This is a genomic window from Kribbella sp. (genome assembly GCF_035687465.1).
Classification (GTDB): domain Bacteria; phylum Actinomycetota; class Actinomycetes; order Propionibacteriales; family Kribbellaceae; genus Kribbella.
This window is the reverse complement of the sequence record NZ_DASRXP010000137.1, coordinates 1-4,751: the sequence shown is the minus strand read 5'-3', so window position 1 is coordinate 4,751 and position 4,751 is coordinate 1. Positions and strand designations below refer to the sequence as shown.

General features: G+C 67.1%; 5 protein-coding genes. 4 read left to right on the top strand and 1 reads right to left on the bottom strand.

The genetic code is table 11. The annotated features are described in order from the left end of the window. On the bottom strand, nucleotides 1-374 hold a 374-nt coding region (locus VFG33_RS06930), incomplete at its 3' end, for a TetR/AcrR family transcriptional regulator (RefSeq protein WP_325023599.1). Nucleotides 375-596: 222 nt separating this feature from the next. On the opposite strand from VFG33_RS06930, the gene VFG33_RS06925 reads away from it, so the two are divergent. The 4 genes from VFG33_RS06925 (at nucleotide 597) to coaE (ending at nucleotide 4,372) form a co-directional block, all read left to right on the top strand. Next, nucleotides 597-1,505, top strand: a complete 909-nt coding sequence (locus tag VFG33_RS06925; RefSeq protein ID WP_325023597.1) for a phosphotransferase family protein — start codon at nucleotides 597-599, stop codon at nucleotides 1,503-1,505. A 250-nt stretch (nucleotides 1,506-1,755) separates the two neighbouring features. Continuing rightward, on the top strand, nucleotides 1,756-3,246 hold the full coding sequence (gene rpsA / locus VFG33_RS06920) for a 30S ribosomal protein S1 (protein ID WP_325023595.1): 1,491 nt from the start codon (nucleotides 1,756-1,758) through the stop codon (nucleotides 3,244-3,246). 97 nt (nucleotides 3,247-3,343) lie between these two features. Beyond that, nucleotides 3,344-3,754, top strand: coding sequence for a nuclear transport factor 2 family protein (locus VFG33_RS06915; RefSeq protein WP_325023593.1), 411 nt, complete (start codon nucleotides 3,344-3,346; stop codon nucleotides 3,752-3,754). A 9-nt stretch (nucleotides 3,755-3,763) separates the two neighbouring features. After that, nucleotides 3,764-4,372 carry a dephospho-CoA kinase gene (gene coaE, locus VFG33_RS06910; RefSeq protein WP_325023591.1) on the top strand — a complete coding sequence of 203 codons (609 nt, stop codon included), beginning with the start codon at nucleotides 3,764-3,766 and terminating at the stop codon, nucleotides 4,370-4,372. Nucleotides 4,373-4,751: the final 379 nt, after the last annotated feature.

Below are 4,751 nucleotides of genomic sequence, written 5' to 3'. Positions count from 1 at the left end.
CGCTCGGCCCAGAGGGCTCGGACGCTCTCGCCGACGCGTGGTTCGCGGGCGGCCGCGGCAGCGAGGTCGGCGATCAGGGTCGTCGGGGTGGCGGCGAGGTTGGCGGCGATCGCGGTGACCAGGTCGGTGAGGTCGCGGCGGGAATCACCGCTCGGCTCGAACGGAACGTCCTCGCGCAGGTTGGCGATCAGGGCGACGACGAGCTCGGCCTTCGACGCCCAGCGACGGTAGAGAGTGGTCTTCGCGACGCCCGCCTGCTCGGCGACGCGGTCGATCGACAGGCCTTCGTAGCCGCGCTGCCGGATCTCCGCCGCCGCGGCCGCGAGCACCCGCTCCTCGACCCCGACCTCCCGCGGCCTTCCTCGCGTCGCCATCTGAACTTCCTTTCCGCTACTCCGGTGTCGAAATGGAGCTTAGGCGGGCAGTGCGATTAACGCAACCGTAGTAGCGGAAAGGGAGGGCGGACCGCCAGCACTACACAACTTCGCGGCGGGGAGGCCGTTCAGGCGGGGGAAGGCGAGGCGGAGGGCGCGGTTGGGCAGTTGTGTAGTGCTGGCGGTCCGGGGTGTCGGGCGGATGGGGCAGGATCGCGGGGTATGGATGGGTTCGAGGCGATTGCTGCGACGGCGGTGCCGTTGACGGGTGGGTATGGCGGGGAGACCTATGCCGTCAGCGCGGGTGGGGAGGACGCCGTGCTCCGCTTGTACGTGCGGGACCCGGGGCGGGCGGCGGTGGACGTCTCGCTGATGCAGTTGGTGCGTGGGTTGCTGCCGGTACCGCGGGTGCTGGACGCCATGCCCGACCCGATGGACGACGGCGCTCCGCCCTACGTACTGACCGAGCGGCTGCCTGGGATGAACCTGCAGACGTACCTCGAGACTGCTGGGGAGAAGGAACGCGGGAAGGTCGGGGAGCAGTTGGGTGAGCTCCTCGTGCGGCTCAGTGGGATGCCGTTCCTCCGCTTCGGAGGGTTCACCGGGCGTGACCTGGCGATCGAGTCGTTCGGCGCCGGCGGGCTGACCACCTGGCTGGACGACCACGTCGAGGGCATGGGATTCAGTCGCGGCCAGGTCGACAGTCTGTACGGCGTACTGGATCGGGCCGAGGATCTCGCGGACTCCGGGGTGGAACGGTTCTGCCTGGTGCACAGCGACTTCAATCCGAAGAACCTGCTGGTGGATCCGAAGACGGCTGAGCTCACCGGACTGATCGACTGGGAGTTCGCGCACTCGGGATCGCCTTATGCGGACCTGGGGAATCTGCTGCGTTTCTGCACGGATCCGGCGCTGGGGGAGGCGGTTCTGCGCGTAGTACGGGAGACCGGGCCGGATCTCGGGGACCAGTTGCAGGAGCGGGCCCGGGGGGCTGATCTGTGGGCGTTGATCGACTTGGCGGCCCGGCCGGGGCAGAATCCGGTGACGACGGCCGCGCACGCGCTGATGACCCGGATCGCCGACACGGGCACGCTCTCAGGCGGCCGGACGGACTTCGACGTCGTACATTGAGACCAGTGACACGTCGGGAGACCTCGGCGGGTGGCCGGTTTGTACCGGGTACCCCGGGTTGCCCTGCCTTCGTCAATACCCGTATTCTGTGAGATGCGCTATGGGCCCGCGCGACCTCGGACGGAGCAGGCCTGTGCTCGCAGCAGTCGGTGGTGACTCTGTCCTGTTCAGGAAATCCAGCGGTTTGATGCGATCCAACGGTCCATGACGCACCTTTACGACACCATCAGCCCACGGAGCAACCCACCACATGACGGCCAGCATCGAGGCACCTCTCGACCCCGCAGTGCGCACCACCCCGCAGGTAGCGGTCAATGACATCGGGTCGGAGGAAGACTTCCTCGCGGCGATCGATCTGACCATCAAGTACTTCAACGACGGAGACATCGTCGAGGGCACCATCGTCAAGGTCGACCGGGACGAGGTCCTGCTCGACATCGGTTACAAGACCGAAGGCGTGATCCCCTCCCGCGAGCTGTCGATCAAGCACGACGTCGACCCGAACGAGGTCGTCCACGTCGGTGATCACGTCGAGGCCCTGGTTCTCCAGAAGGAGGACAAGGAAGGCCGTCTGATCCTGTCCAAGAAGCGCGCTCAGTACGAGAAGGCGTGGGGCACGATCGAGAAGATCAAGGAAGAGGACGGCGTCGTCACCGGCACCGTCATCGAGGTCGTCAAGGGTGGACTCATCCTGGACATCGGCCTCCGTGGCTTCCTGCCGGCCTCGCTCGTCGAGATGCGTCGGGTCCGCGACCTCCAGCCGTACGTCGGCCAGGAGATCGAGGCCAAGATCATCGAGCTCGACAAGAACCGCAACAACGTGGTTCTGTCGCGTCGCGCGTGGCTGGAGCAGACGCAGTCCGAGGTGCGGATGAACTTCCTCACCCAGCTGCAGAAGGGCCAGATCCGCAAGGGTGTCGTCTCCTCGATCGTCAACTTCGGTGCGTTCGTGGACCTCGGCGGCGTCGACGGCCTGGTGCACGTCTCCGAGCTGTCCTGGAAGCACATCGACCACCCGACCGAGGTGGTCGAGGTCGGCCAGGAGGTCACCGTCGAGGTGCTGGACGTCGACATGGACCGCGAGCGCGTCTCGCTGTCGCTGAAGGCGACCCAGGAAGACCCGTGGCAGCAGTTCGCCCGGACCCACCAGATGGGCCAGATCGTGCCCGGCAAGGTCACCAAGCTGGTGCCGTTCGGTGCGTTCGTCCGGGTGGAGGAGGGCATCGAGGGTCTGGTGCACATCTCCGAGCTGGCCGAGCGTCACGTCGAGATCCCGGAGCAGGTCGTTCAGGTGAACGACGATGTGATGGTCAAGATCATCGACATCGACCTCGAGCGTCGCCGGATCTCGCTGTCGCTGAAGCAGGCCAACGAGGGTGTCGACCCGGTCTCCGACGACTTCGACCCCACGCTGTACGGCATGGCGGCGACGTACGACAACGAGGGCAACTACGTCTACCCCGACGGCTTCGACCCCGAGACGGGCGAGTGGCTCGAGGGCTTCGACAAGCAGCGTGAGGAGTGGGAGCGGCAGTACGCCGAGGCCCACACGCGCTGGGAGGCCCACAAGAAGCAGATCGAGGACGCCAAGACGGCGGACGTCGAGGCCGGCGAGGCGTCGACCTACTCCTCCGCCACCGGCGGCACTGTGGCCCCGAAGGACGACACGCCTGTCGAGGGCGCGCTCGCTTCCGACGAGGCTCTGCAGGCTCTCCGCGAGAAGCTGACCGGCCAGGGCTGATCCACCCGCAGTACCCGAGACCCCCGCACCCCCGTACTGGGTGCGGGGGTCTCGCTCGTCCGGCCCGGAAACGGTTGGAGCGGATTAGGGTGGGCCGATGGACTCCGAATCCGCTCAGAAGTGGCTGGACCGGTACGTCGCTGCGTGGCTCGCCTACGCTCCGGACGACATCGTGGGGCTGTTCAGTGAGGACGTCGCGTACCGCTACCACCCGTACGACGAGCCGATCGTCGGCCGGGATGCCGTCGTCGCATCCTGGCTCGGAGAGAGTGCGTCGGGCGGCGCCTCCACCCGTGACGCACCGGGCACCTACTCGGCCGAGTACAGCCCGGTCGCGGTCGACGGTGACACCGTGGTGGCCACCGGCACCTCGAGGTACAGCGACGTACCGGGCGGACCGGTCGTCAAGACCTACGAGAACTGCTTCATCCTGCGGTTCGACGATGAAGGACGCTGCCGTGAGTTCACCGAGTACTACATCCGCCGACCGTCAGCGGGTTCTCGGTAGGCTGCTGGGGTGCTGAGAGTCGGGCTTACCGGGGGTATCGGGTCGGGGAAGAGCGCGGTGTCGGCTCGGCTGGCTGAGCGGGGCGCTGTGCTGATCGACTCTGACGTGCTGGCGCGGGAAGTTGTTGCGCGGGGCACCGATGGGTTGGCTGAGGTGGTCGAGGCCTTCGGGGAGGTGCTGACGCCCGAGGGGGACCTGGATCGGCCGGCGGTGGGGCGGATCGTGTTCGGGGATGAGGTGGCCCGGCGGAAGCTGGAGGCGATCATTCATCCGCGGGTGCGGGCCCGGGCGGCCGAGATCGAGGCGAGTTCGCCCGCGGATGCCGTGGTCGTGCATGACATTCCGCTCCTGGTGGAGACCGGGCAGGCGGACAAGTTCGACGTGGTACTCGTGGTCGACGTACCGAAGGAGTTGCAGGTCGAGCGGTTGACCGGCGCTCGCGGGATGACCGCTGAGGAAGCGGAAGCGCGGATCGCGAGCCAGGCGTCGCGGGAGGACCGGCTGGCCGTGGCGGACGTGGTGGTGGACAACTCGGGCCCGCTCGGGGACCTGGATCGACTGGTCGACGAGGTCTGGGCCAAGCTGGCGGAACAGGGTCGGTCCGAAGGCCTTCCGTAGGGTGGATCGGAGTGCGCCGGGCGGGCGGTTCAGAGCACGGTCCGGACACGAAAGGGTGACCCTTGCGCGGGAAATGATGATTCCCGGCCTACCTGTACGAGAATCTCTGCGGGTTTCGTCCGGCTCGCCGGCTGCGATGGCCTGACCACCCCTCGGCGCGTTGTCCGCGTCGGTCCGCAAGTCCAAGGTTGGGAGGATGGCGTGGAATGTCCGCGCTGTAGCTCTGACGTTCCCACGGTCTCGCATTTCTGCCATCGCTGTGGCAACGACATGCAGTCCACGGACGTCGGGCGTAAGAAGGCCTACGCGGCCAGACCGGATGAACCGGTGGCCTCGTTCAAGCTCGTCTCCACGATCATGCCGCAGGGCGCAGGCCACC

Excerpts from the sequence above, each read along its gene's own strand:
- VFG33_RS06925 (WP_325023597.1), top strand. The coding sequence starts at position 597 with ATGGATGGGTTCGAGGCGATTGCTGCGACGGCGGTGCCGTTGACGGGT.
- rpsA (WP_325023595.1), top strand. The coding sequence starts at position 1,756 with ATGACGGCCAGCATCGAGGCACCTCTCGACCCCGCAGTGCGCACCACC.
- VFG33_RS06915 (WP_325023593.1), top strand. The coding sequence starts at position 3,344 with ATGGACTCCGAATCCGCTCAGAAGTGGCTGGACCGGTACGTCGCTGCG.